17 protein-coding genes are annotated in these 25,880 nt (G+C 42.8%); 6 read left to right on the top strand and 11 right to left on the bottom strand.

Annotation, left to right across the window (positions count from 1 at the left end; translation table 11 throughout):
* Window positions 1-231 precede the first annotated feature (231 nt).
* The gene (gene nhaD / locus J5X92_RS02175) at window positions 232-1,476 is read left to right on the top strand and encodes a sodium:proton antiporter NhaD (RefSeq protein ID WP_208804485.1); all 1,245 of its coding nucleotides are present in this window, start codon (window positions 232-234) and stop codon (window positions 1,474-1,476) included.
* Window positions 1,477-1,657: 181 nt separating this feature from the next.
* Here the strand turns inward: nhaD and J5X92_RS02170 are convergent, their stop codons facing one another.
* The 6 genes from J5X92_RS02170 to ffh form a co-directional block, all read right to left on the bottom strand.
* A complete protein-coding gene (locus J5X92_RS02170) occupies window positions 1,658-2,077 on the bottom strand; it encodes a TerB family tellurite resistance protein (protein WP_013784908.1) in 420 nt (139 codons plus the stop codon).
* A gap of 274 nt (window positions 2,078-2,351) precedes the next feature.
* Window positions 2,352-3,572, bottom strand: coding sequence for a phosphoenolpyruvate carboxylase (locus J5X92_RS02165; RefSeq protein WP_208804483.1), 1,221 nt, complete (start codon window positions 3,570-3,572; stop codon window positions 2,352-2,354).
* Window positions 3,569-4,204 (bottom strand): hypothetical protein, encoded by a 636-nt coding sequence (locus J5X92_RS02160; RefSeq protein WP_013784910.1) that lies wholly within the window; start codon window positions 4,202-4,204, stop codon window positions 3,569-3,571. Before J5X92_RS02160 ends, J5X92_RS02165 begins: the two co-directional genes overlap by 4 nt.
* On the bottom strand, window positions 4,201-7,941 hold the full coding sequence (locus J5X92_RS02155; protein ID WP_208804481.1) for an ATP-binding protein: 3,741 nt from the start codon (window positions 7,939-7,941) through the stop codon (window positions 4,201-4,203). The genes J5X92_RS02160 and J5X92_RS02155 overlap by 4 nt, the downstream gene beginning before the upstream one ends.
* A 254-nt stretch (window positions 7,942-8,195) precedes the next feature.
* Window positions 8,196-8,528 carry a hypothetical protein gene (locus J5X92_RS02150; RefSeq protein WP_013784912.1) on the bottom strand — a complete coding sequence of 111 codons (333 nt, stop codon included), beginning with the start codon at window positions 8,526-8,528 and terminating at the stop codon, window positions 8,196-8,198.
* 252 nt (window positions 8,529-8,780) lie between these two features.
* Window positions 8,781-10,184 carry a signal recognition particle protein gene (ffh, locus tag J5X92_RS02145; RefSeq protein WP_208804479.1) on the bottom strand — a complete coding sequence of 468 codons (1,404 nt, stop codon included), beginning with the start codon at window positions 10,182-10,184 and terminating at the stop codon, window positions 8,781-8,783.
* 322 nt (window positions 10,185-10,506) lie between these two features.
* Here ffh and ccsA point away from each other — a divergent pair, with 322 nt between their 5' ends.
* Both ccsA and J5X92_RS02135 read left to right on the top strand, forming a co-directional pair.
* On the top strand, window positions 10,507-11,298 hold the full coding sequence (gene ccsA / locus J5X92_RS02140) for a cytochrome c biogenesis protein CcsA (protein WP_208804477.1): 792 nt from the start codon (window positions 10,507-10,509) through the stop codon (window positions 11,296-11,298).
* 128 nt (window positions 11,299-11,426) lie between these two features.
* Window positions 11,427-12,719: an HlyC/CorC family transporter gene (locus J5X92_RS02135; protein ID WP_013784915.1), complete on the top strand. Its 1,293-nt coding sequence runs from the start codon at window positions 11,427-11,429 to the stop codon at window positions 12,717-12,719.
* On the opposite strand, the gene J5X92_RS02130 is transcribed toward J5X92_RS02135, so the two are convergent.
* Entirely contained in the window at window positions 12,716-12,904 is a 189-nt protein-coding gene (locus J5X92_RS02130) for a hypothetical protein (RefSeq protein ID WP_013784916.1), read from the bottom strand. The two genes, J5X92_RS02135 and J5X92_RS02130, sit on opposite strands and share 4 nt — an antisense overlap.
* Window positions 12,905-13,068: 164 nt before the next feature.
* A complete protein-coding gene (gene sixA, locus J5X92_RS02125) occupies window positions 13,069-13,581 on the bottom strand; it encodes a phosphohistidine phosphatase SixA (protein ID WP_244360039.1) in 513 nt (170 codons plus the stop codon).
* A gap of 170 nt (window positions 13,582-13,751) precedes the next feature.
* Between sixA and J5X92_RS02120 the strand changes: the two genes are divergently transcribed.
* The 3 genes from J5X92_RS02120 (at window position 13,752) to J5X92_RS02110 (ending at window position 21,566) form a co-directional block, all read left to right on the top strand.
* Window positions 13,752-16,499, top strand: a complete 2,748-nt coding sequence (locus J5X92_RS02120) for an insulinase family protein (protein ID WP_208804473.1) — start codon at window positions 13,752-13,754, stop codon at window positions 16,497-16,499.
* Between the two features lie 156 nt (window positions 16,500-16,655).
* The gene (locus tag J5X92_RS02115) at window positions 16,656-21,209 is read left to right on the top strand and encodes an EAL domain-containing protein (protein WP_208804471.1); all 4,554 of its coding nucleotides are present in this window, start codon (window positions 16,656-16,658) and stop codon (window positions 21,207-21,209) included.
* 192 nt (window positions 21,210-21,401) lie between these two features.
* Window positions 21,402-21,566, top strand: coding sequence for a hypothetical protein (locus J5X92_RS02110; RefSeq protein ID WP_201299241.1), 165 nt, complete (start codon window positions 21,402-21,404; stop codon window positions 21,564-21,566).
* A gap of 205 nt (window positions 21,567-21,771) precedes the next feature.
* Here the strand turns inward: J5X92_RS02110 and J5X92_RS02105 are convergent, their stop codons facing one another.
* The 3 genes from J5X92_RS02105 to fadI form a co-directional block, all read right to left on the bottom strand.
* Complete coding sequence (locus tag J5X92_RS02105) at window positions 21,772-21,969, bottom strand: hypothetical protein (protein WP_126871891.1); 198 nt, start codon at window positions 21,967-21,969, stop codon at window positions 21,772-21,774.
* Between the two features lie 198 nt (window positions 21,970-22,167).
* Window positions 22,168-24,306 carry a fatty acid oxidation complex subunit alpha FadJ gene (gene fadJ / locus J5X92_RS02100; protein WP_208804469.1) on the bottom strand — a complete coding sequence of 713 codons (2,139 nt, stop codon included), beginning with the start codon at window positions 24,304-24,306 and terminating at the stop codon, window positions 22,168-22,170.
* A gap of 19 nt (window positions 24,307-24,325) precedes the next feature.
* Complete coding sequence (gene fadI / locus J5X92_RS02095) at window positions 24,326-25,636, bottom strand: acetyl-CoA C-acyltransferase FadI (protein ID WP_013784923.1); 1,311 nt, start codon at window positions 25,634-25,636, stop codon at window positions 24,326-24,328.
* Window positions 25,637-25,880: the final 244 nt, after the last annotated feature.

The following is a 25,880-nucleotide window of genomic DNA, read 5'->3' as shown; positions in this document are numbered from 1 at the left end:
CAGCGGCTTTTAAAAGCTGCACTATTTAAGCTTCATCATGATTATAATTGTCGCCGATTGTGTAATTGGTAAATCATTTTTTCACTCTTTTATCAGGTGATAGCGGAACATTATCAGGCTGATAGTTAAAATGTCGCATAAAATAGTTCATTCATGCCCATTTCGCTGTTTATTTCATTCCCTAGCTCTTAAAATCCGCGCGAATAAAAATTGCTGTTAGGAACTGACACCATGTTAGACGTGGCACTTATTGTCATCGCCATTCTTGCACTACTGTGCGTTATCTTTGAAGACCTCATTCATATAGACAAAGCCAAAACCACCTTGTTACTTGGCACTATCTCTTGGCTACTTCTATTTATATTTTCCCCCTCTATTTCTCAGACCGAGCACATCAACGATGCTTTGATGACTAACCTTACTGAGATTTCCACACTGTGGTTATTTTTGGTGGCAGCGATGACATTCGTGGCGTATTTAAACCGAAAAGGGTTAATTGAAAATGTGATGAATATTGTGATGCCAAAGAAAATTAGCTTGAAAGCATTACTGTTCTTTACTGCTATTTTCAGTTTTTGCTTCTCCTCATTAGCCGATAACATTACAGCAACTCTGGTTTCAATCGCATTAGTCTTGTCTTTGGGCTTACCATTAAAACAAACTATACGCTTTTCCGTTTTGGTGGTGTTCGCCGTCAATTCTGGTGGGGTGTCATTGATTACCGGCGATGTCACAACGCTGATGATTTTCCTGCAACAAAAAGTGTCTATTACCGAACTTCTCATGCTGATAGTCCCTTCTTTTGTCACCGTGATGTTGCTAGCAGCATTGCTTAGTATTGGCATTACTGGGGAAGTAAGAATTAAGAAACAGCGAAATGATATTGCGACGGTTGATTACATGATTGCCGCCATATTTCTTGCGACCATAATATTTACATTGGTCGCCAACGTCATGTTTTCCATTCCGCCCGTACTTAGCTTTTTAACCGGTATGGCGGTTATGTTTATGGTGGCAACGCTCTACGGGAAACATAACGACAACGACCCCATACTTGACTACATTCGTTACATAGAATTCGACACCCTGCTGTTTTTCTTAGGCGTACTATTGCTTGTAGGCATGCTGGAACACATTCACGCACTTAACGGCTTCATGTATTTATACGATTCATTGCCTGTAAGTGTGGCTAATTATCTGATGGGAATAATGTCTTCCATGATAGATAACGTACCTTTAACCGCAGCATTGTTAAAAGCTGAAATAGCAATGACGACGCCCGAGTGGTTATCGTTCACTTATGCGGTAGGTGTGGGTGGCTCATTATTAGTCATAGGATCTGCAGCAGGTATTGTGGCCATGAGTAAAGTGGAAGGGCTAACATTCGCTACTTTCCTACGTTACTCTGGCCTATTACTGCTTACTTATAGCGTTGGCTACACCATGGTTTTGTTGTTAGCTAATGCATTTTTCTAGTAAGACAATGTACTAGTAAGACAATGTACTAGCGAGAAAATGTACTGAAATCACTATTCAGTGACCCAGTCTTTGCTACCAATCTTTGTTACAAAGCTTGTTACCAAGCTTTGATACAAAAAAAGTAACTTGTGTGCATAACATCTAGCTAAGCGCTAGGCGTTTACCGAGCGCTAGGCAGTTAGTGCGGAGCTTGGTTGTTAAGCTGATTAGACAGCGTACTGCTGCCTGCTATCAATGCCTTGGCCAATAGTTTGTGGGTAAGTACCGATAACAGCTCTGTTTCTGCTTCACTTCGCTCTCCATCAACGCCAGTGATTGCCATGGCAACCTCTAGGGTTTTTTCCGCGTTAAAAGATAGGTCATCTTTTAACGCGCGCATGAACTCAAGTTCATCGCCAGTATCAATAGCTTGTCTGGTCTGGTAAATCGTATCGTTTAAAAAAGCTTCCCGGCAGATTGGACTTTGCCAATCTAGTTCTTCAACCATGGAATTGAGATAATCTTGTTCAGATAACGTCACCATACCGTCTACTTGATATAACAATACTGACAATTTGATAAGTGCTTGATTAAAGGTTTGTTGCTGTGAAAGTTGCATAGTTTCATCCTCTTCGTGCCATACGCATTGGCACCACTACTTGCCCGCATCCTGCTAGGCAGTTTATTGTTTTTCACGAGAGTATTAATGTTGCTCCTGCTCGTTGACAGCTATATTACGCCACCATGAACAATTAAGTTCAATGTGTGAATTAAATGTAAAATAACTGTTGCTATTATAGTCTTTTCTTTGCGAGATCCAAGTAAACTTGCGTATAAGAAGCCCGAAATAAGTGTAAAGACAAATGTAAAAACCAATATAATAAATAGAGCCGCTAGCGCAGCCCTAGGGTGATATCGTTAATGTAGAAGTTGCCTGTAAACGTTTTGTCATTTTCACCATGAGGATCGAGGGCAAAAAATTGCTTTTCTTGATCGGCAAGCGCTTGATAGCCTCCAATCACTTGATACATCCATACCTCACGATCAAACGCTAACGCTTTTTCTTCATAATAGGTTAACGCTGTTTTCGGTTGGCCCGAATCAATAACCTCACAGAAGAAGTCTTCTATGGCTAACTGTAATTCATCCTTTTCAAGAGATACCGTAGATTGTTCGGTTACATCGATATCTTGCTGTGGTTCAGCAACATCATGTTTAGTAGCACGTTGATGAATATGCGTAAGCGAGGACACAATCTCTTGGTAATCGTTTTCGTGCTCAACATTATTCACATCTGGCGCAGCGGCACTCATCACGCTGCTTGATTGATTAAACAGTACTGGCACTTGCGTCAAGTTAGTGTAGTTACCCGGCGCAAAGTCAGGGTGTTGCTCCATGTGTAGCAAGTAGCCCTTAAGCAAGCGAGTACGACCTTGGAATTCTCTGAATCGCCCGAGTAAATCTATCAAACGCGCTTGCACCACCGAGAGTTCTTGCGCAGCTTTTGAAAAACGCTGCTGCAAAGACACCACCAGCAAATGGCGAAGTTCGCGGTTTGAACCCGCTATTTCACTTAATTCATCGAAGCGGAAACATTCCAGCTGTGATAGCAAGTCAGTCACCTGCCCTTGCGCTAGTTCATTTTCACGAATTTTCGCATCTACCGACGACACATAACCAAACTCATTAGTAATGCGCCCGAACAACACACGTACGCTGTTCGATAAAGACTCTGACAGTTGATACACATGCTCGGTTAAATCGCTCATGTGCGCAGCGGATTCGTTGTATTTATTGTAATGCAGGGCTTCTTTATAATGCTCTGCTAAGGTTTTTAAACTCGCGAGCGACGCACCGATATTGGCATTAATGGTGCGGTTTCTTTCATCTTGTAAGCTACCTTCTAGTAACGTACGAACTGCACTTTTAAGTCGTAATTCACTTTGCGATTCAGGGCGCCACAGCACACCAAGCTGCACCAATTGCTCTAATACCTTAGGGCTGTGGTTTTGCTCATCAACCGTGCCGTTTATATAAACCTGCATGATAAGGTCGCTGTGCTTACCCAATGCATTTAGTAAGCGAGCACCTGTTTGAATAAGCGCTTGGCTCATAACAAACTACCCTGGGTAATAGCAGCATCAGCTTGCTCAGATAAACTTAACGCTTCGGTTTCATCAATAAAACGCAGCATTTCATACAAGTGCTCTACTTTACCGGTGGCAAGGTAAATCTGCTTTTCTGGGTTTGGCTTGGTTAAGTAACCCATTTCGGTTAAGCGTTTAAATACCTGCTTTAACTGGCCATCTAAATTCACGCTGGTAGAACCAAACATGCGGTAACGAGAAATTTTCTCTAGTTGCTCGGCATACGCAGGGGTATCTTCAATAGTAGTTTGCAGTTCGTTTAAGCGAATAGCGTTGCCCATAGTCACCGGCATATCAGACTCATTGGCTTGTTGTACTAACAACAACCATTCCACCAGCGGCACTAAGTTCGACGCAGTATCCTGAAACTGTTGGGTTAGAATTTTGCGCTCTGCCTCACCAATGGTTAAGTAACTGGCAAAAAAAACATCGCCTTCAGCTGTGCTTGAAAGTGTGCGGTTTAGCAATGCTAAATGAGGCTCTAATTGCTGAGCTTTCTCACGGTTTTTCAAAAAGCGCCATGCTTCTTCGTCAGTAACCTGACAAATAAAAGTCCCTTGCAATAGTGCGCTTAACACGCGGCCTTGTTCCGTCATCATGATAATGTCTCCTGGCTAGCGGCATTCCCTTTATCTTGTGCTTTTTTAGCCTGTAGGCGAGCAGCAATACCACTGGTTCTCGGCTGAACTACCTGCAACTGGCGGGTGACTTTGTCAATAAGGTAGCGATTCTCAAACAAAGTCAGTACTTCCGATTCAGGGTTCGGGAATGCGCCTACAACACTAATATTGTTGTTCTGACAGGCATCGAAAATTTTCTTCACGTTGCTTTGATGCAGTGTACCCAACTCATCAATGGGCCAGTGTACGGTTGCTTCTGCATCGCCTCGCAATAAACGGGTAAAGGCCAGTAAGAACTTACATAAAATAAGGTAAGCCATACCATGACTAGACGATTCATTTAACTGGCGATCGGTGCGAATAACCAAGTCGCTCTTGCCTTCACGTAAATGAAGTTCGATATCAAGCAATTTACTGATGCCGCCAGTAAGTGCAGCGCGCCCTAAAATGTCTAGCACACGACGCATACTTAGCCCGTACTCTTCATCAGGCAAGGTATTTGCGCCCTCTTCCATCCAGTGCTCGTACAGCTTTCTAAACTGCTCTAGTTCTGGCCAAAATTCTAGCTCGCTAATGCGAGATCGAATTTTCACAGCTGAATCAGACACGCCATCTAGGAACAACTCACCGTCGACTTCTTGGGTAATTCGGCGGCTTTGCGACACAATGCGCTTATCTATATCGGCAAGTACAAAGTAGTACTGAGACAAGTCGGCACCGAATATTCTGCCCTGCTCACGTAGGCCTTGCAGTTTCTGAGGTACTATCACGTTAAGCAGCTGAGATAAGTGCGATACCATACGGCGATGGTCGAAGCTCTTTACTCCATGGGCGTTAATGGTGGCGCATTCTTCGCGAGCCCGTTCCCAGGTATCAGAAAGCCCAGTTCCAGCTTGCGCTGCAATTAGCTGATCGAATCTTTCTACATAAGCACGAATATCGCTATAAAGGGTGTCTCGTTCTTGCAAATGCCCTTGTACTTCAGAAATACGCTGGTTCACACTGACATCGTCATGCTTAATTTCAGTAAACTCTTTTGCAGCTTGCAGGGTAAGCTTACTGAGTGATTTGCTTAACGAACGAACTTGTTCTAATTGATCTGTTGCAGTTTTCAGCCTAGTTTCAAGTGAAGCCTGCATCTCAAGTAGTTGTTCACGCGTCGCTTTATATTCACTTTGCTTTTGAGCCAAACCGCGCTCAGATTCCCCTAACGATTTCCGCGCTTTTGCCAGTTCGTCTTGCCATACCACTTTTTGTTTAGTGAATATGGTAGTGTACCAACGCTCATAATCGGCCACTTTATGGCGGTGGGTTTCGGTGCGGTTTATATCTTCTTTCAGCTTATTAATTTGCTTCTTAAGCTGACCTATTTCGTCTATGTCTACACCGCGATTATTCAGCTCATTTTCAAGCCACTTTTGCATATCTTCACGGTCGCGAGCGGCATTCGCTTTTGCCTGCTGCATGTCTTTATCAATTTGAGAAATACGCCCTGTGCTATCGGCAATTAGCTGTTGCCAATGGAAGCTATGTTCTGTTTCCGACTCTCGCTGCTGATCTTTTATTTCGTCACGGCTAAGTTCATATTGGGCTTTGGCTTGTTTTTGGGCTTGAAGATTAGCTTCAAGCTTTGTTTTCGCCTTTTGCTTGCGTGCGGAAAGCGCCTGCTGATATTCACTTAACAGGCTATCACGGTCTTGTTGAGCGCGCTTACGGCTAGCTTCAGCACTTTTAACCGCATTGTCTTTTTGCGTCATCGACAATTCAGCATTGCGAACATCTTCATTGGCTTTAGCTAAGCGCGTTTCGCATTCATTCTGCGCAGCAAGGGATGCCGCTTGACGAGTTTCAGCTAACTGAAGCTGTTGCTTCAAGGCTTGTTCAGTTTGCGCGTATTCAGGCGTTTCAAGCTCTGAGAGGGCTAAGTTGATGCCCATCAGCGAAGTGCTCGTTTCGCCGGTGTCTGATTTAGCGTCTTCGGCAGCTTTAGTCACGCTGGGGCTTAAGTCGTTCCGGTCTAACAATTCAGGGCGAAGTACTTTACCTAGCGATAACTCCCAATCATCAACATTGGCACGTAAGAACTCTAGCAATGAGCCCTCACCTGGGTACAGCAAGCTATTGATTTTTGAAACTGCACTTTCTTCTTTTTGAAAGGCAACGCGCGCTTTATCAAGCGCATTTGAAGCATCTTGCCTAAACTGCACCGCTTTACTGTGGGCTTGCTGAGTTTGTCGGTAAGCCGCTCGAGCTGCATCTTCGTTAACTGACGCTTCTTTAGTAGCGGCATCAAGCAAATCTAATTGCGACTGCTCAAATTCGTTGTAACCCGCGTTAGATAGCGAGGCCTTTAGTTCAGCTTCAGCTACTTTAAGCTCACCAGAGGCGGTTTGAAAATTGGCTTGTAGGGTGCTGAGCTGGCCTGCGTAATCATCGCGAATGCGCTGTATAGCTTCATGCTCTTGTTGCGTTTGCTCTGCTTTGGTTTCCGCTGCCTCTTGCCTAGCCGCTGATAGCGACTCTAACGAGAGTGACAACTTATCGCCTAGTTCAGCCAATCGTTTGTTATAAGCTGATTCAATATCTTGGTGTTTTTCAGTAAGTAATAAATAGCGGCTGTCGGCCAATTCACGGGCGTTTTGCCATTGCGCTAAATTGGCAACGTCTTCTTTTAACTGGTCGATATTCTGGTCTTGCCATTTATCGAATTCACGTTCAACGGTATCCAGTTCACTGGTGTATTTTTCAACATCGGCCCGGGCAGACGAAATAACTTGATTAAGATGATCCCGCGTATCGTGCCACTGACTATCAGTTTGTTTACGCTGGAAGGTATTCTCATCTAATTCGTTTTTAGTGGTATCAACGCGAGTAGATAAGTGTACCTTATCAAGTTCAAAGCTATGCTTTAAGTTGGCTAACAGTTGCTCAATGCTGCTTAACGCCATATCGGCTTGTTCAAGTTTGCTGAACTCAGGGCGAATATTGTCGAACTGTTTAATTAACTGGCACTCTTTAATCCAGTCATCAACACGATTACGGCTTAAGCCTGATGTAGGCGGTGTTACCCCATCTTCTTCCAAAATAGCAGCAATCATGGCTTTGATGGTTTCCATCTTGCCTTCTTTTGAATGTACTGCTTTTGCAAGCTTTTCAATATGACGCATATGCTTGCTGGGCTCGCACAGGCTGAATATTTTGGCGTAACCTAATAGTTCTCGACCGTTACCGCTTTGGTTTAATACACCATGATCGTTTTGTACAATCGCGCGGAAATCTTTGGTGTTCAGCAAACTGGTTACCATCACGTTATTGCGTTTCATTGCGCGAGCAAGTTCCGCACTGCTTACGCTAACGTGTTTACCACTTTTTTGCTTAATTAAGTAGTCGTCAATATCGAACGGTTTTCCTACTAAGCGATAGTTAACGCCCGTGCCATTAGAGCTTAAAACCGCTTGGCATATATCACCATCGGCGCGAGCATACTCATAAATAATAAAGCTAGATAAACGAGGTAAGTACCAACGTTCAAAACTGTCACGGGTGGCTGGTACTACACGACTAGGATATTCGCCGTAAAAAACTGGAATGAGCCGCTGCAAGGTAGTTTTACCCGATGCATTTGTACCACAAATGTTGGTATGCCCATCAAGCTTCAATTCTACTACACCCGGTAAATGGGTATCGATGAGAACAATACGTTTTAAGCCTGCCATTCAGTATCCTATTATTTTGAGTATCAGCACACAGCCCCCTTTGGAGCTTGAAGCACATTTATCTATTTTAAACGTTGTATTTTTACAATTAACAAAATGCACCTCAGGTGCTACTTGTAAATCGATTAATGAGCCGTTCAGTGTATTATGAAATGAATGATTTGCACAGGCAGTATGAAGAGACAAACACAGTAGAATGAGTAACTGCTGTTTTTTTACGCAATGGTGATAAGTGTTGTACTAAAAAGGGAAAGTTAAGCGACTACCTTGGCAGTAGTAACGTGGAAACCATGCTTTGTAAGCCATGCGAAACCTTCGCTCGAATTTTCGACATGACAAATATTGTCCTTGTGTTTCTCTGCATCTAACATGCGATTAAGCTGGTACGTTTTAAGTGCGTGATCTTTATAGACCCTCGCTGTATGTGTCATATTATTAACTTGTGCCCAAGGAGTATGATTAAGCTGTCGGCCTACTTTTTTAAATTCTTGGCTAAATTTCTCTGCAATAGCAAGATCCCAAGCGCCTTTGACATGCACAACCACCTCATTATTGTCTGTTCTAATGAAGTAGTTCGCTTTGATCATTATGGTCTCGTATAAAAATCTAATCGCGTAAGACTTTATTATAGCTCACGGTTGTCTAAACCATAATTTTACTAACTGATAAAATTCACTTAATTAGCAATACAGATGCCAATTCAGGCGCGGTGATAGACGCGTAAAACTGCTTACGTCCTGTCACTTAAACCAAACGACTCGCCTATAGAATTAGATGCACGAAAATAAAAAAGCCCCATCTTAAAGGATGAGGCTTTCAACATAATTAATTTTTTTAGGCTATCTTGGTGGGAACATTCCGCCACCGCCGCCGAAGCCACCTGGGCCGCCAGGACCACCTGGAGGCATCATACCTTTCATCTGGCGCATCATTTTTTTCATGCCGCCGCCAGACATTTTTTTCATCATTTTCTGCATTTGAGTAAACTGTTTAAGTAAACGGTTTACATCTTGAATCTGGGTACCAGAACCAGCAGCAATACGGCGCTTGCGCGACCCTTTAATAATATCAGGGCGAGAACGTTCAGCCGGTGTCATCGAATTAATGATGGCTTCCATCTGATTAAACTGCTTGTCGTTAGCTTGTTCTTTAATCTTTTCTGACATACCGCCCATACCAGGCAGTTTGTCCATCATTCCCATCATGCCGCCCATGTTCTTCATTTGCTCAAGCTGATCTTTAAAATCTTGCAGATCGAAGCCCTTGCCTTTTTGAACTTTTTTGGCCAGTTGCTCCGCTTTATTGCGGTCAACCTTACGTTCTACTTCTTCAATTAAGCTGAGTACATCACCCATGCCTAAAATACGTGACGCGATGCGCTCTGGATGGAATGGCTCTAGCGCATCTACTTTCTCGCCCATACCGATAAACTTAATAGGTTTACCTGTAATATGACGAACAGAAAGGGCAGCACCGCCGCGCGCATCACCATCGGCTTTCGTTAAGATTACGCCGGTTAATGGTAGTGCATCGTTGAACGCTTTTGCTGTATTAGCCGCATCTTGGCCTGTCATGGCATCAACCACGAACAAGGTTTCAATTGGCTTCACAGCAGCATGTAAATCTTTAATCTCTGTCATCATGTCACTATCGACATGTAAACGACCCGCGGTATCAACTAGCAGTACATCAAAGAAGTTTTTCTTCGCTTCATCAATGGCGCCTTCAACAATGTGAATAGGCGTTTGCAAAATAGTTGACGGGTGAAAAGCTACATTCACTTCGCTAGCAAGGGTTTCCAATTGTTTGATCGCTGCGGGGCGATAAACATCGGCACTTACTACCATCACCTTTTTCTTTTCACGTTCGGTAAGGTATTTAGCGAGCTTAGCCACTGAGGTGGTTTTACCCGCCCCTTGAAGGCCTGCCATCAAAATAACCGCAGGTGGCTGAGTAGCAAGGTTTAGCTTTTCGTTAGCTTCCCCCATCACAGCTTCAAGTTCAGACTGAACAATCTTGATAAAGATTTGTCCAGGCTTCAGGCTCTTGGTAACTTCAGTCCCTACCGCACGTTCTTTAACTTGTGCAACGAAGGATTTAATAACCGGTAATGCAACATCCGCTTCAAGTAACGCCATGCGCACTTCGCGAAGCGTTTCTTTAATGTTGTCTTCTGTAAGACGCCCCTTACCACTGACATTTCGTAATGTCTGGCCTAAGCGTTCTGATAAATTTTCAAACATAGTATGAAACTTCTATTTATTTCAGACGTAATGCGCCTATTGTAACGTAAAAGGGCAACTTAACGTACCGTCTAGTGAAGGAAATTTCTTTCCTCTGTCTACTGCTCACGCATACAAGCGCGCTATGAGCCACCATTAAACTAATTCAGGTCGTTATTGTCTCATCTCGCAGGCTTGCATGCGAGGGAATTAAACGAACTCTATTGCCCCAATACATGGTACTTGCATAAAGAAAAACAAGGAGATGGTTGAATTTAAGCCCAACTTCCAGTATCAATACCGCCAGTATTGGTGATAAACACCATTTTTTACAGGAAACATCATGAACACCGCTTTCGCCATTGCCGCCGCTGCGCTTTACGCTATGGCCGCCATTGTTTTACTTGGCAAGTTTGTACATCAAGAAGGCCCAAACAAACGCTTAGGCCTAGGCATAGCTAGCTTAGGTGTTGTTGCGCATATTGCGTTTTTGCTTAAAGTTATTATGGTTGCGCCTGGCCAAGACATGAGTATTACCAATGTGCTTTCACTCGTGGCGTGGATAATCACCACCGTCATGCTGATATTTGCTCGCGCTATTCCCAACCTAATTTTGCTTCCGGTAGTATTTGGGTTTGCTAGCTTATCAGTGCTGGCCTCGCTATTTATCCCCGTGTCTTACATCATGCATATAGAGCTGCAACCGGGGCTAGTGGTGCATATCAGCTTGTCTCTGTTTGCTTATTGCACATTGGTTATTGCTTTTCTTTATGCCTTGCAAATGTCATACATTACCTATCGATTGAAGCAAAAAGGCGCAACGCTTCTACATTCATCTTTGCCACCTTTGATGTTAGTCGAAGGCATATTGTTTAAACTTTTGCTGGCGGGTACCTGCTTGTTATCTGTATCACTACTTAGTGGATTTGTTTTCTTAGACGATATGTTTAATAAAACGTATGCGCATAAAACGGTGCTATCAAGTGCCGCGTTAGTGGTGTACTTAATACTATTGGTCGGTCAGAAACTTAGAGGATGGCGCGGCAAACAAGTGATATTTATGACAGTACTCGGCGTTATTCTACTGTCACTTGCTTACTTCGGTAGTAAATTGGTACGAGAAATATTGCTATAAATCGCCATTTATCCAAATGAATTAATCAATTTTACGTGCACACCTAGCGTATGCTGCGTATATTGCACATGTAGACCTAATTTCAAATTATAGTATTTGAACATCAATAAATGATAGGAACCCAATAGTTGGACGACATATCTACGAGTACGCTGTTTATCGCGCTCGGCGTACTCATATTACTTTCTGCGTATTTCTCTAGCTCTGAAACAGGCATGATGTCGATAAACCGATATCGCCTCAAGCACTTGCAAAATGAAGGCAATAAATCTGCCCAACGGGTTCAAAAACTTCTTGATCGCCCCGATAGACTTATCGGTCTTATATTAATAGGGAATAACCTTGTAAATATTGCCGCGTCATCGTTAGCGACAATTATTTGTATACGCTTGTTTGGCGATTACTGGGGCTTGTTCGCCGCTACCTTTGGCTTAACTTTAATTCTACTTATTTTTGCGGAAGTCACCCCAAAAACATTAGCTGCGCTTTACCCCGAGAAAGTGGCCTTCCCGAGTTCAGTCATACTATTACCCTTGCTAACGATACTTTATCCGTTCGTGGCGTTTATCAATGGCATCACCAATGGCATTTTAGCACTGCTTAAAATTAGCCCCTCAGATGGTAATGACGACTCTTTAAGCCGCGAAGAATTACGCACTGTGGTATACGAAGCGGGAAGCCTTATCCCTAAAAAACACCAAGATATGTTGGTGAGCATCCTTGATTTAGAAAGTGTCACTGCTGAAGACATCATGGTGCCAAGAGCTGAAATTGTTGCCATAGATATTAACGATGAATGGAAGCGGATTCAGAAGCACCTTACCCATGCCCAACATACCCGCGTGTTGCTTTACCGCGATAGTATTGATGATGCAGTAGGGTTTGTGCATGTGCGCGATGCACTGCGGTTACTATCAAAAGACCAGTTCACCAAGTCGAGTCTATTACGTGCGGTAAGAGAGATATACTACACGCCAGAATCAACGCCATTACATACGTTGATGTATAAGTTCCAAGCAGAAAAAGAACGTATAGCACTCGTTGTTGATGAGTATGGCGATATTATGGGCTTGGTTACGCTAGAAGATATTCTTGAAGAAATTATCGGTGATTTCACGACAAGTATGGTGCCTGATCACAGCAAAGAAGCGCACGTTCAGCAAGACGGTTCTGTACTGGTAGACGGCAGTGCTAACATTCGCGACCTAAATAAAGAAATGGATTGGAACTTGCCTACCGAAGGGCCGAAAACGTTGAATGGGTTATTGCTAGAGTATTTAGAAGAAATTCCTGAGAACAAAGTGAGTGTTCGCTTGGCAGGTTACCCGTTAGAGATTGTGGATATTACCGAAAACATGATCAAAACGGTTCGTATTATGCCGGAGTACTTCAATGCACCCCAGTCTGGCGCTTCAGACTAGATTTTATCTACTGCTTTTTGAGCACGTTTGGCAAGCACTTGCGCTTTTGCAGCCGCAACCTTGTCAGACAACGTAGACAATTTTGTAATAATGTCCTGCATCTCCTCATCTTCGCGCAAATCTGCTTCCGCCATGTGCGACTGCAATGAACGCTTGAGGAGTTCAGGAATAGATTTGCTGGTCATTCCCCACCCTGCTTTCGAATAAACTTTGACACTCTCAATATTAATTATCGGTCAAAAACAAAACTTCTGAAGCAAAATTCACAAATAAATCTTTAGTCTAATGTAACCATGGATGTTCAAGCCAGATACACACTTATCTCGGCCTATTATCGTCAATTAAACCTTCAGCCTTGATAATGCGTTACCAAGGTACCTTTTTGTGTTCTGGGTGAGTATCGGATGACGGCAATAGAGGCGGTAGCGAATAAACTGGTTGTGTAAGACTGGCACAGTGCATCAACTAAATAGCTAACTAAGGGCATATGGCTAACCACCAATATTCGCTTAAGAGGTTGTTTTGTATTCACAGCACTGTGAATGCGTGCCGACAAATAATCGCTAACCAATTCTGCTGAGCCGTCGGGAATAATATCTTCATTGACTTCGACTTTATCAGCGACAATATCGAGAGACACCATATCAAGGGTTTGACGCGTTCTGCGATAAGGGCTGATTAATGCCAAATCCACGGCGTTGTCGGGACAATAATTCGCACACAACCACTGCGTGGCGGCCGACGATTGCTGTCTACCAACTTGAGTAAGCTGCCGACTTTTGTCATCCAAACGCGGCGCTTCTGCCTCTCCGTGGCGCATGATAAATAAAAAAATGTCGTCGTTGCTACTTTGACCTGACATAACATTACGCATACTATGTTTTATGTGCAGTTACGATAACAGAGTGCTTTAATTACGCATAGCACAAAACCTAAATAGTGGTTATTAAACTGTATTATTTCATTTCAGGGATTGTGAGCAGTTCGTGGTTTTCCTGACAATTTTGTCTTGAGTTTTTACAATGAGATCATGTGACTAACGTTCAAAAATTTGATAATGCATACCATCTTACCTTGCCTAACGGCCTTAGAGTTATGTTATGCCATGAGCCACAATCCAGCACTTCCTATGTTTCTATGGCGGTTCGTGCGGGCCATTTTTACGATCCAAACGATTGTCAGGGTTTAGCCCACTTGCTAGAACATATGCTCTTTATGGGGAGTCGACATTTTCCAAACCCAAATAGCATTAATGGGTTCATCGAGCAGCATGGCGGTAATATAAACGCGTGGACCGGCACTGAATATGCAAACTACCATTATCAGTGTGACGGCTCAGCTATTGCGCAAACCCTTCCGGCCTTTGCTGATATGTTGCGCCAACCTATTTTAAATGAAACCGCGCTCACTAATGAAATAAAGTCTATTGATGCAGAGTTTCAGTTTAAGATTAAAGACGACTTACGCCGGCTTTATCAGATTCACAAAGAAACCTGTAATCCTGCCCACCCCTTCTCAAAATTTTCGGTTGGCAATGCTGATATATTTTCAGAGCACGAGGTGAGCAGCCTTCGCGAGGCATTAAGAGCCCTACATAAACAGTATTATTGTGGTCGCAATATGTGTTTGTGTATTTCAAGCCCGGTTCCTATTGCTCAGTTAGAAGCTTTGATAACGCAAAGCTTTTCGAGTTTTGAAGCTGGCGCGTTAGCTAGCGACGCTTGGCCTGCACTTTACTCCTCATCTCAGCTTGGTATTCAAATTAACATTAAGCCGCTACAAACTGCACGGCGAATGATAGTCACTTTTGCATTGCCTGGTATTCACAACGATATCGATACCAAACCGCTAAATTATATTAGTCATCTACTTGGTGATGAAGGCGAAGGCAGTTTACTTGCTTATTTAAAGAGCCAAAACTGGGCGGTAAACCTTATCGCAGGCTCGGGTATTGAAGGCGACAAATTCAAAGATTTCAATATAAGCTTTCAGTTAACAGAGCTTGGATTAGCAAATCAACAACATGTTGTGATGGCGCTATTCAGTTACTTAGAATTGGTTAAGCAGTCGATTAACGACTCATGGCGATTCGAAGAAAAAGCGCAACTTACCGCGCTAGCACTAGAATATGAAGAAAACGTCAAGCCGCTAACGATGGTTTGCGAATTTGCTCAGCACCAATTTTTATTCACGCCAGAACAACTTAGAAAGCTTCGCACGAGTATCGGTAGTTATGACGGCGCTGTCATGAAAGAGGCTTTGTCGTTCTTTACGCCTTGTAATATTCGGTTAAAAGTAATCTCTCCGGATGTAGAAACCGACAGAAGCTGCGCATACTACAACGCAAGATACCGTGTTCAACCTATTGCTAAAGAACAATTGAACGCCTTTACGTCACCAATAACGATAGAAGCGTTATCGCTTCCCCCTCCAAACCCTTATTTAGGGGAAAGCTACGCGTTAGTATTGCCAGAAACGGGGTTTGATAACCCTACGAAACTGGTTGATAAAGACGGCGTGCGCTTTTGGTTTGCACAGGACCAGCAGTTTTTTAGTCCTAAAGGCGACATTTATTTATCGTTTGATATGGTGCATTTCTCTGATTCATTAACCGCAGTAGCTGCTAAACGAATTTGGTTAAGTGCATTAAATGACTACCTGCAAGCCAAGTATTACCGCGCTGAAATTGCAGGGTTACATTATCGAATTTATGGTCACCAAGCTGGCTTTACGCTGCATACCCGAGGCTTTACCAATCAGCAGATGTTATTAGCTGAGCAGTTATTAGAAGCAGTCTTATCGTTTAAACCATCAGAGTTTAACTTTCAGCATTACAAACAAATGCAGCTTCAGAATTTACAGAACTCACTGCTGAACAAACCGACTAACCGCTTGTTCTCTAGGTTGAGCGTGTTGATACAGCGCAATACTCAAGCTCCTGTGGAATTACTGGAAGCAGTAGCCAACACTTCCTATGAAGATATGATTAACGTGCGTGACACTGCATTTGACGATTATTTCATAGAAAGCTTCGTGCATGGCAATTGGGCCAGCGAGCAAGCACAAAGCTTCGCGAAAAGTATTGATAGTAAATGTGTTAATACCAGCGGTGTGCCTTTGTCTCGCGCGGTGTCAAAACTTCCCGTTGGTGAAGCTTTTTATCATCAAGTCAGTTGTGAGCACGACGATGCTGCTGTTGTGCTGTATTTACAAGCACCCACTGCAGGCCTACACGACACTGCACTTTGTATGGTGTTAGAGCAAATGTTGGCTGCACCATTTTTTAATGCGCTTAGAACAGAACAGCAGTTGGGCTATATTGTTGGAACCGGTTATGTTCCCCACAATCAACACCCAGGAATGGCATTTTATGTACAAAGCCCAAATAACAGTGCCAAAACGCTTCTAGATGCGATGACGGTATTTTTATTTCAACAGTTAGAAGAAATCGAGTTCTATCGTTTTTATTGGTCTACCATCAAACAGAACTTATTGAAGCAACTAGAAGAGCGCGACCTTAACTTGTCGATGAAGTCGCAAAGACTATGGATAAGCTTAGGCACGCAAGATTTAAGCTTTAATAGAAATACCCAACTTGCTGAATGCATTAGCGCATTAAGTTTCGAAGATATACAAAGCTATGCGCATCAACTTGCCAAACGAGAGCGTTGCGGAGAGTTGATTCTGTTTGCTGAAGGTAAACACGAAAAACTAGAAACGCCAAAGCACAGAACCATAAATGGAATTTCTGAGTTTAAATCCCAAATTCCTTATTATTAGCAAATAATGGTTAACAATTGAACCATCACCCACCTATAACTAAAAATCGCTTGTAGAGCCCGCGTTATTTCGGCATATTTATTGTTCTGGCTGTTAGGGATGCGGCCAGCCTAACTATAAATTATAATGATAAGGCGTAATGCCAAAGGTGTGTAGGTGCGCTCAACCCTAGCTTACTCAGTTATAGCTATATGGCTTCAACTGCTCGGAGTAATTTTCTCCGATGCGGCAGCCATAGAAGTTGCTGATTTACAATTTTCTGAGTTAGATAAACGAGACGGTTTATCCAATACTGTTGTCCTCGACATTGCCGAAGACGACAAGGGATACATATGGCTTGCGACAATGAATGGCCTAAACCGATATTCCGGCTACGATATAAAGCAATACCACCCTTCTGATATCGACCCCAATGCACTTCCCAGCGGCTTTATTCAAAAACTATTTGTCGACTCAGAGGGGACACTTTGGATAGCTACTCATTCTGGATTGGCTAAATACCAACCTAAAACTGATAATTTCAAAACCTTCTCTAGTACGAACTCTTCTATTAAACTTGAATTAATTACCACCATCAGCGAGTCAAAAAACGGCGATATACTTTTTACTGATTCAAAGTTTCTTTACTCACTCTCTAAAGAAAAAGAGGAGGTAAGAATAGTAACGAAGGCTTTCGATGTACCAAGTAATATTAAAGTGGTTTTCGATGAAAGCTCAAAAATTTGGATTGGTTCGAATGAAGCCGGCGCTAAAATTTTCGATAAGTCACACTCTCAAATATATAGCTTAGACAAGGTTAACCCCTGGGGAATCAACATAGCTATAGGCGCAATGCATGATATTGAGGTTATCGAGGGAAATTATTGGTTAGCTACCAATAAAGGTGTTTTCATTTTAGGAAACAGAGGCAATTTAATTCGCTCTATTGATAAAGACTTGTTGTCAATAGAGCATGATGTGAATGTACTCAGTATCGAGCGGGTTTCCGATTCAGTTTGGGTTGGAACAGATGCAGGGCTATTTATTGTCCATGAAAATATTAACGAACCGACAAAAATTACCGCGTCTAGCCTTACTCATATTGATGCATCCACAGAAAATGTAACTGGATTGAATCAGAACCTTATTTTTAATCTTCAGAAAGACGCAACTGGGGGGGTATGGCTTGGTACACTTCAAGGCGCCTTTCGATTCCACAAAAATTACTCTGAAGTTAAATTTCATCCTAGCTTTAAGGAGAGTAATTCTGATAAACCAGTCGAAGCTACGATTTGGGGATTAGCTCAAAATTCTGAAGGTGAAATTTTATTTGCATCTCAAAATCGCGGTGTAGGCGCTTTACATGAGGTAACAGGAGAGCTTTCTTACTTAACGAAACATCCTAAACCCCAAGAGAGTACAACCTTCTGGGATTTGGCCGTAGATCAAAGTAACACTTACTGGGTTGCCTCATCAGATGGTCTTCTAGCTTACAGAAGAGAAAACGATAACCTTTATCTGATTAATCATTTTTTTGAAGGGCAATTTATAGATTATATACATCAAGATGCAAACTCTCTTTGGGTATGGTTAGACGAAGATGGGCTGTATTCAATTGATTTAAAAAAAACCAGTAACCAGTCATATGATTCACTTGTTACAAAACGAAAGATAGAGTCCAACTCGACTTTTCACCTACCAATCTTCACCGATTCTAATAATCGAGTTTGGCTTCGCCATAAGGACGGCGTCTTAATATACAGCGCTAAGAACGATCAAGTAGAACAAGAACTCGATAAACAAAGCGGTATTAACTCACTGGTATACAGCGTTTACGAGACATCGGATGCTCTTTGGCTAACGACTCGTTCAGACGGCGTCGTAAAGTTAAACAAAAGTACCTTTGAAGTCATTCAAAAGCAGAGCAGAGACGGTGGGAACGGATATATTTTCTCTTCTGTAGGCATAATGGATTCTATATGGTACGCAGACAGTGCTGGTGTTCATCAGATAGAGCTTCCCTCTCTCCAAGAAGTCACAACAATATCAAATGCTCAATTAGAGTTTAATTCCCTTGGTGAAAGCGCGATTTTGGCGACATCTGAAGGGGACATTTATTTTGGTGGTAATAAAGGCTTTAATAAAATTGCTAAATCATCCTCCAACTTTAATCATCAAGTAAAAACGCTAGTACCCGAGCTTTTTGGGTTCAGCGTATTTGGCCAGCCAAAGTTTAGTGGTCAAGAACTACGTAATGCTGACAATAGCCTAATAGAGAGTGATGTCTCTAAAGTAGAAAATATAACTTATGATCAGTCAAAGGTTTTAGATTATTTTGAGTCGAGATTTAGCGTTTCATTTGGGCTTATTAACCCAGTTTACCCCGATGAAGTTTCTTATCGATATCGCCTTAAAGGTTTAGATAATATTTGGGTTTACAATAATAAAAACAGAAAAGCCCAGTTCAATAATATCTCGTTTGGTAATTATCTATTCGAAGTTCAAGCCAGAGAATCGGGCAAAAGCTGGTCAGATAGTCGAACATTAGAGCTGAAAATATCTAGACCCCCTTGGTTACACTCAGTCGCATTGGTTTTTTATGCACTTATACTTACCATTGTTCTAGCCTTTATCATTCGACAGTATCAGTTGCGTAAATCGAACCAACTTTCCATACGTGAATCAGAGGAACGCCTTAAACTTACTTTATGGAGTTCTGGCGACGAACTATGGGATTGGGATGTGTACCGCGGTCAAGTTTATCGAGCCAACACATGGGGCACATTAGACTTCCCACAAGACGATATAAGAACCACTGGCGCCTATGATGCTAATATCCATCCTAACGACATTGGTCGGGTTAGGGATGCATTACGCAGCCATTTAGAAGGTAAAAGTGACTTCTACGAGCTTGCCTATCGCGCTAAAACCTTCAAAAACCAGTGGATATGGTTACTCGATCGCGGAAAAGTCGTTGAACGGGATCATAATCAGCAGCCGGTTCGTATGACCGGAACGTTGAAGAACATTAACCATCTAAAAGAAGCTGAAGAACAGCTGAATCTGTTTAAGCGTTCAATTGAAAATATCTCTGAGGGTGTGTTTATTACCACCACACAGTTCAAGTTTATTTCAGTAAATAACGCTTACTGTAGCTATACAGGTGAAACTAGAGAACAAGCCCTAGCTAGCTATCTGCATTTCCATTTGTATCCCGATGCGTTTACCGAAGAGATTAAAAAGACTCTGAAAACCAAAGGAAATTGGTCAGGTGAAGTAGAATCTGTTCGCGTTAATGGTGAACGCTATGAAATGGAATTAAACATTGATGCGGTGCACGACGACGATGGAAAAATAAGTCATTTCGTAGGTGTATTTAGTGATATCACCTCACGTAAGAGCACTGAAAAAGAATTACTGAAACTGGCTAATATAGACCCATTGACCGAGCTGCCTAACCGCTCATTCTATCAAGCGAGTCATCAAAACTTGGTCCGTAAAGGCGCCCCTCACACCCTGCTGTGTTTGGATATGGACAACTTTAAGAAAATAAATGACTCGCTTGGCCACCAAACTGGCGACATTTTAATTAAACAAATTGCTAAACGCTTACAACGAATTACGGGCAAAAATGCCACTTGCTATCGCCTTGGTGGCGATGAGTTCAGTGTCTTAATGGAAGATAGCGCAGATATTCATACTGTCACCCATTATGCGCAAAACCTACTCGATACCCTTGCTCGCCCTTTCATTATCAATAAGCAAGAGTTTGTATTGGGCGCAAGCTTAGGGATAGCCTTCTTCCCTGACGACGGTAATACGCCACAAGAAATGCTAAAAAATGCAGATACCGCCATGTACTTTGCAAAAAATAATGGTGGTAATAGCTATCAATTCTTCAGCGGTGAAATGAACCAAAATGCGGTTCGTCAGTTGCAAATCGAAAACTTAATTCGCCAAGGAATTAAAGACGACTTATTTACGGTTTACTACCAACCGAAGGTTGATATTGCCTCTGGTAAACTTGTTAGCATGGAAGCGTTGGTGCGTTTTGAACACCCGCAGAAAGGCATAGTGAGTCCCGGGCAATTTATTCCCCTTGCTGAGCAAACAGGCCAGATTATCGAAATTGGTGAGCAGGTGTTACGTAAAGCCTGTATAGATACAAAACGCTGGGTCTCTCAAGGCCTGTTTACCGGCCGAGTAGCCGTAAATATCTCAGTTAAGCAATTCGAACTTCCAGATTTAGACGACAGAATTAACCGAATTTTAAGCGAAGTAGGCCTATCTCCACTGCACTTAGAGTGTGAAATTACCGAAGGGACGCTAATGGAAGACCCTGAAAATGGTCTTCGGATGATGAGCCGACTGAGAGAGCGCGGCATACACCTTGCCCTTGATGATTTTGGTACTGGGTATTCATCCTTGGCCTATTTAAAGCGATTCCCGCTCAATACCCTTAAAATAGACAAAGCGTTTATTGACGATATCGCTAAAAGTAGCGTAGACCGTCATATGGCAGCAGCAATAATTAATATCGCCCATAACCTTGGCCTAAAAGTAGTGGCTGAAGGGGTTGAAGAAGAAGAGCAGCTTAATATCTTACGTCGCTATGATTGCGAGATGCTACAGGGCTTTTTATACAGCCGTCCGCTCAATGCAGAGCGTTTTGAAAAATTACTTTCTGAAAATCAAAAACTTCATAACCTGCTTGGCCATTCAAATATCTGACTATATTTTGGCGCTTACTACTTTTGGCTAATCCAAGTGTCAAAAAACACACCAAAACAACAATTAAACCAATTAAATCAACAAGTTAAAAAGTTGGCACAACTCTCGCAATATCCTCTATAACCGGTAAACATCCTTTCTATCGGTTTTGTTTGTTCGTTCTTAAAATAAAAAAATCAGAGGAATATTAAAATGTTAAAAGAGTATGCTGTTGCATTAGTACTATCTACCGCTACCCCTGTTGCTGCTGATAACCAAGAAGGCGCTAAACAAGCCCCTGAGCAGCAAAAAGAGTCTGTTACACAACCTCAAAGCTACCGCCCTAAAAGTGGTAATGGCTACGGTGTAGGTTTATAATAGCCTTCCAGAATTCCAAAAAAGAGAGTATATACTCTCTTTTTTTATGTCTGCAATTTAGCTGTGCACTAAATGTATAGCCTCAATGAGAAATAGAGAGGGTTAACCCCTTTAACCACAACAGGGCTTCTATAGCCGTTCTATTGTCTTTCTTTAGTCTTTATCTAATCGTTCTCTAACCGCTCTCTAGCCAATCCGTAGCCGTTTAAGCTTCTACCATCAAATTATTAAATCCTACCGCTCTGCGCCAATGTATATGTCTGGCAATACCAAACATAGGGAATACAAAAGGCCCTATCACTAAAGCAAGCACTGCCCAATATTTGGCATTCATTCCCCACTTTACAGCCTCTACATAAAAGAAAGCACTGCTTAACAGGCTTATCGATATTAAAACAAACAAGACACTCTCCTACTTAGCTCACTCTTAAGGGAAATAAAAAAATCTTTTAAATATAACGCCAATATTTTGACTGGTATTTTTTTAAGCCGCAGAATTGTACTGATAATTGACTAGCAAACCAGCAAAATTACTTATTACACACAAAAAAGCCGGGAACCTTCATTTCAGGCTCCCGGCTTTTTATCTGTAGCTTACATGTTAGTAAAAGGTGCTATTATCTTCAGCCATTTTCACCAATACATCTGCAGGTGCGAATTTGTCACCCACAGTGCTAGCGTAATGATTCAAACGCTCAACAACATGCTTAATTCCCAGTGTGTCCATATAACGGAAAGGTCCGCCTAGGAAAGGTGGGAATCCGATACCAAAGATAGCACCAATGTCGCCATCACGGGCATTGCGAATAACACTCTCGTCTAGACAACGAGCGGCTTCATTAAGCATCATAAGAACGCAGCGTTCAGCCACTTCTTTTTCACTTAATTTCGTTGACGGTGTTAAGCCCAATAACGAGTAGATACTTTCATCTACTTCTTTACCTGGCTTCTTACCTTCATAGCTGTAAAAACCTTTTTGGTTCTTTTTACCTTTACGACCATCAGCCAGTACTTTATCGAAAGCTGAAGGCGCCGTAAAACGCTCTCCAAAGGCCTCTACAAGGAAAGGAATGATCTTAGTACCAACATCAATGCCTACCTCATCAAGTAACTTCACAGGTCCAACTGGGAAGCCAAACTTAACTAGGGACTTATCAATGTGCTCAATAGGCTCACCAGCAAGAATTAAGCTTGCCGCTTCATTCATGTAAGGGGCTAAAATACGGTTAACATAAAAGCCTGCGCCGTCTTTAACAACGACGGGTGTTTTGCCCTGCTTTTTCGCAAACTCGACGGTAGATGAAATAACCTGATCCGACGTAGTTTCATGAGCGATAACTTCGGCTAATGGCATTTTATCTACAGGTGAAAAGTAATGAAGACCAATCACGTTTTGAGGACGAGCTGCTTTGGCAGCAATTTGGGTAATTGGAATAGAAGAAGTGTTAGAGGCAAAGAGGGTGTTCTCTTTGCAGTTTTCTTCAATATCCGCGACCATTTTTTGCTTAAGATCTAAATCTTCAAATACCGCTTCAACCACAATGTCGGTATCTTGGTAGCCGCTATAATCTAAGGTGCCAGTGATAAGCGACAGCTGCTTTTGCATTTCGCTACTACGCATGAAGCGCTTCTTCACTTTCTTATTTAAAATGTCGTAGCTGTATTTCATCGCGTTAGCAATGCCTTCAGGGCGAACATCTTTAATACGAACAGGCACGCCAGCTTTAGTAGAGGTTACAAACGCGATACCGCCGCCCATTAATCCGCCGCCGAGTACGCCAACCTTTTTCATCTTCTCTGGCGCTACGCCTTCAATACCGTTTTCTTTCTTCATATCGGTAGTCGCGAAGAAAATCTGACGCAATTGAAAAGATTCTGGTGTCATCACCAACTTTCCGAATGCTTCAGCTTCGGCTTTAAGGCCCGCTTCAATGCCATCACGCATGCCAGTTTCGATGACATCAATGATGTAACCTGGCGCTGGATAGTTACCTTTGGTTTTAGCAAACGTTGCTTCGCGGGCCTTTTTGAACATCATACCGCGGCCTGGGCCGGTATTTTCAAGCATTTTGTCCATTACGCTTTTTTGCGGCGCTTCACGCTCAGGCTTACGCTTAAGGGCGAACTGCTCTGCCACTTTTAGTAACACGCTATGCGGTACTACATCATCAACAATGCCGTACTTTTTAGCTTGCTTGGCGCGCGCTGGCGCACCAGTAAGCATCATTTTCATGGCTTGCTGTATACCAATCAAACGAGGTAATCGCTGCGTTCCACCACTACCTGGCAATAGACCAAGTTGAACTTCAGGCAAACCTACCTGAGTGCTCGGTGAATCGGTACAAATTCGATAGTGACATGCTAGGGCAAGCTCTAGACCACCGCCCAATGCTGGGCCATTTATGGCTGCAACAAAAGTTGCTTTCATGCGTTCAATACGGTCAAAAATAGCTTGGCCGCCAGCCGCGATGGTGGTGGCATCTTCTGCAGTATTACACGCTGCCAACATACTTATATCGGCACCGGCTACAAACGAATTTGCTTTACCACTTACCAGCACTACACCTTTAATACTGGTATCAGCATCAATGTCATCCAGCATGGCAGATATTTCATCGCCAAAAGCGGCTTTTAGCGTATTCATAGACTCACCAGGTACATCCATGGTGAGTATGGCAACGCCATTGTCTTGCTTGGTTAACGTAAAGGCACCAGATGTTGCTTGAACGTCATTTGTCATTGTTGTGTCCTGACTCATATTATTCTGTCTCCACAATCATAGCTGCACCTAAACCACCCGCTGCACAAGCGGTTAGTAGACCAGTACCACCACCGCGACGGTTAAGTTCGTTAAGCATTTGGGTAATCATTCGCGTGCCTGTTGCCGCAAACGGGTGACCGTAAGCAATAGAACTTCCCATAACGTTAAATTTGTCCATGTCGATTTCACCGGTAGCTTTTGCACGACCAAGTTTTTCTTGGGCAAATTTATCGCTGGCGAACATTTTTACGTTCGAAAGTGTCTGTGCGGCAAAAGCTTCATGCATTTCGATAAGCGTAATATCGTTTAATGTCATGCCTGCGCGATCTAGCGCAATTGGCGTGGCGTAAGATGGCCCCATCAGCATGTCTTCCCATACATCAATGGCTGAGAAGGCATAACTCTTAAGGTAACCTAATGGCTTATAACCCAATTCTTTAGCACGGCTTTCCGTCATCATAATAACGGCTGAAGCACCATCAGTTAGCGGAGTAGCGTTCGCTGCCGTTACTGTACCGTATTTTTTATCAAAAACAGGGCGAAGTTTGGCATAGCCTTCAAGCTTAGAATCGAAACGTACGTTGTTATCGCGAGATAACGCGCCTTTATACGGTTCTGCGTAAGCGGTCATTACTTCACTGTCTAACTTACCCTCTTCCCAGCTTTGCGCGGCAAAACTGTGTGAACGATGCGCAAGTGCGTCTTGTTCTTCACGTGAGATATGGTGGGATTTCGCCATTTGCTCAGCCGTTTGTCCCATAGACAAACCTGTTGAGTATTCTGCAACCGCTGGCGGCACAGGCGCTAAATCTTTAAGGCCTAAACGCTTAAAGATATTAAACTTCTGACCCAAAGTTTTAGTTTTTTGAAGATCGACCAATGCGCGTGCTAGGTTTTTAGATACACCAATTGGCGATACAGACGTAGAGTCCGCACCACCAGCAATACCTACCTGAACGTGGCCAGCCATCATACTTTCGGCAATATTAACGGTAGACTGGAAGCTGGTTGCACATGCACGAGAGACGCTGTAAGCATCAGTATGCACATTCATACCAGTACCCAATACGATTTCACGGGCGATATTCGGCGCTTCAGGCATTTGAACAACCTGACCATAGACAACCTGATCAACCCATTCTTTTTGAATGCCATGGCGAACGAGCAGTTCGTTTACGACCATTTTACCTAAATCGACAGCGGGAACACCGTGGAAGTATGTCGCCATTTTTGCAAACGGAGTACGTAACCCCGCCACAATGGCGATACGATCACCCTCGCGGGTAGTAACAGATTGTCTTGTTGACATAATGCACCTAAATTAAGGACCACGGGAAATAAGTGGTCTGACCTGTAATAAACCCAATTTTTACAAACAATGAACAAAATAGCAAATTATCAACGTTCACGGACAGTTTTCAGCCTATTTGTGTCGAATAATCGTCGCCTATCTGAAAATTAGATGTTTTTAACGACTTGAACTAGACGACAAGGGAACCATATAAGAAAAACATAGTCTGTTTTATGCCAATTTATCTACTCGTAACATACAT

The sequence above is a fragment of the Alteromonas sp. K632G genome, from assembly GCF_017653625.1.
Classification (GTDB): Bacteria; Pseudomonadota; Gammaproteobacteria; order Enterobacterales; family Alteromonadaceae; genus Alteromonas; species Alteromonas naphthalenivorans.
This window is presented reverse-complemented; position numbering and strand designations above follow the sequence as displayed.

Excerpts from the sequence above, each read along its gene's own strand:
- J5X92_RS02165 (WP_208804483.1), bottom strand. The coding sequence starts at position 3,572 with ATGAGCCAAGCGCTTATTCAAACAGGTGCTCGCTTACTAAATGCATTG.
- J5X92_RS02110 (WP_201299241.1), top strand. The coding sequence starts at position 21,402 with ATGTTAAAAGAGTATGCTGTTGCATTAGTACTATCTACCGCTACCCCT.
- J5X92_RS02170 (WP_013784908.1), bottom strand. The coding sequence starts at position 2,077 with ATGCAACTTTCACAGCAACAAACCTTTAATCAAGCACTTATCAAATTG.
- J5X92_RS02130 (WP_013784916.1), bottom strand. The coding sequence starts at position 12,904 with ATGACCAGCAAATCTATTCCTGAACTCCTCAAGCGTTCATTGCAGTCG.
- fadJ (WP_208804469.1), bottom strand. The coding sequence starts at position 24,306 with ATGACAAATGACGTTCAAGCAACATCTGGTGCCTTTACGTTAACCAAG.
- J5X92_RS02160 (WP_013784910.1), bottom strand. The coding sequence starts at position 4,204 with ATGATGACGGAACAAGGCCGCGTGTTAAGCGCACTATTGCAAGGGACT.
- J5X92_RS02150 (WP_013784912.1), bottom strand. The coding sequence starts at position 8,528 with ATGATCAAAGCGAACTACTTCATTAGAACAGACAATAATGAGGTGGTT.
- ccsA (WP_208804477.1), top strand. The coding sequence starts at position 10,507 with ATGAACACCGCTTTCGCCATTGCCGCCGCTGCGCTTTACGCTATGGCC.
- fadI (WP_013784923.1), bottom strand. The coding sequence starts at position 25,636 with ATGTCAACAAGACAATCTGTTACTACCCGCGAGGGTGATCGTATCGCC.
- nhaD (WP_208804485.1), top strand. The coding sequence starts at position 232 with ATGTTAGACGTGGCACTTATTGTCATCGCCATTCTTGCACTACTGTGC.
- ffh (WP_208804479.1), bottom strand. The coding sequence starts at position 10,184 with ATGTTTGAAAATTTATCAGAACGCTTAGGCCAGACATTACGAAATGTC.
- sixA (WP_244360039.1), bottom strand. The coding sequence starts at position 13,581 with ATGTCAGGTCAAAGTAGCAACGACGACATTTTTTTATTTATCATGCGC.
- J5X92_RS02155 (WP_208804481.1), bottom strand. The coding sequence starts at position 7,941 with ATGGCAGGCTTAAAACGTATTGTTCTCATCGATACCCATTTACCGGGT.